Here is a 1,588-nt window from a genome sequence, read left to right on the forward strand (position 1 = left end):
CGGCCGCGGCTATGCCGGGGGCGCCCGCCGCCACACGGCCGGCGCGCGCCGCCGGCTGGACGGCTGGCGGGCCGGGGCGGCCCTGGGCCTGGGCACGGCCCCCGTCGCGATCGGGTTTCTGGTGCCGGCGGGCTCTCTCGGCCTCGAGGCGTGGCACCGGATCGGCGCGAGCGGGTTGCCCGACGCGCTCGCCGCCCAGGCCCTCAACACGGTCTACTACGCGGGCCTCGCCACGGCGGTCACGGTGCTGGCGGGCCTGGCGGTGGCGGCCGTTCCCTCCCTGCTGAGCGCCCGGGCCGGGCGCCTGCTCATCGGCGCGGCCGGGATCGGCTACGCCATGCCCGGGACCGTGCTGGCGGTCGGGCTCCTGGGTCCTCTGGCGCTGGTCGAGGCCGGGTTGTTCGAGGCCGGCCTGACGACCGCACGGGTGGGGCTCGGGACCGGCGCCGCCCTCGTCATCGCCTACGCCCTGCGCTTCCTGACCGTCACGGTGGGCGCCAGCGAGGCCGGCTTCGCGCGGATCCCGCGCACCATTCCCGACGCCGCGCGGGTGCTCGGGCGGGGTCGGCTCGCCACGCTGGTCACCGTGCAGCTGCCGCTGGCCTGGCCCGCGGTGCTGAGCGGCGGCCTCCTCGCCTTCGTCGACATCGCCAAGGAACTGCCGGTGACGCTGCTCCTGCGTCCCCTCAACGTCGAGACGTTGAGCACGCATCTCTACGGCGAGGCGGCGCGCGGCACGTACGAGGACGGCGCCGTCGCCGCCGTGCTCATCGTGTTGATCGGTCTCCTCCCGGTCACGCTCCTGCTCAGGCTCGACCGGAACGCGATCGGGCCGGGACGGTTGGCCGGGGAAGAGCCGCGGACCGGCCGGGGATAGGCCGGGAGTCGATCGCCCGCCGTTCGCGCCGCCCGCTCCCCGCGCCGGTGCCCGTCCCGCGCCGCGGGCCTCGGCGCTCAGGCGATGGTCGGCACGATCCCGCCCTCGACCCGGAGCGCGGCGCCGTTGGTCGCGGCGGCGAGGGGACTGGCCAGATAGGCGATCATGGCGGCGACCTCGTCCGGCTCGATCAGGCGCTGGATCAGCGACAGCGGCCGATGGAGCCGGAAGAACTCCGCCTCCATCGCCTCGGGCGACAGGCCGGGATCGGAGGCGACACTCTTCAGGAAATCGCCGATCCCGTCGGAGCGCGTGGGCCCGGGCAGCACCGTGTTCACGGTGACGCCGCTGCCCTTGGTGAGCTGCGCGAGTCCGCGGGCGATCGTCAGCTGGGCCGATTTGGTCACGGCGTAGTGGATCATGTCGGGCGGCGGCACGATCCCGGACTCGCTCGAGACGAACAGGACGCGTCCCCAGCCGCGCGCCTGCATCCCCGGGAGATAGGCCTGCGCGAGCCGGGCCCCCGACACGACGTTGACCGCGAACAGGCGGTGCCAGTCGTCGTCGGCGATGTCCGTGAAGGCCTTGGCCTCGTAGATCCCGAGATTGTTGACGAGGACGTCGACCGCGGGGGCCGCGCGCACGAGCGCGGCAGCGCCCTCGGCCGTGGCGGGATCGGCCAGGATCGCGCGCGCGCGGCCCGCCGCGGCG

At 75.3% G+C, this 1,588-nt stretch carries 2 protein-coding genes; one reads left to right on the forward strand and one right to left on the reverse strand.

Annotated elements, in window-relative coordinates:
- The coding region (locus ACLBYE_RS30395) for an ABC transporter permease (protein ID WP_447697017.1) at window positions 1–877 on the forward strand (877 nt) is incomplete at its 5' end.
- Between the two features lie 77 nt (window positions 878–954).
- On the opposite strand, the gene ACLBYE_RS30400 is transcribed toward ACLBYE_RS30395, so the two are convergent.
- On the reverse strand, window positions 955–1,588 hold a 634-nt coding region (locus ACLBYE_RS30400), incomplete at its 5' end, for an SDR family NAD(P)-dependent oxidoreductase (RefSeq protein ID WP_447697018.1).

This window comes from Methylobacterium sp. A52T (assembly GCF_053346095.1).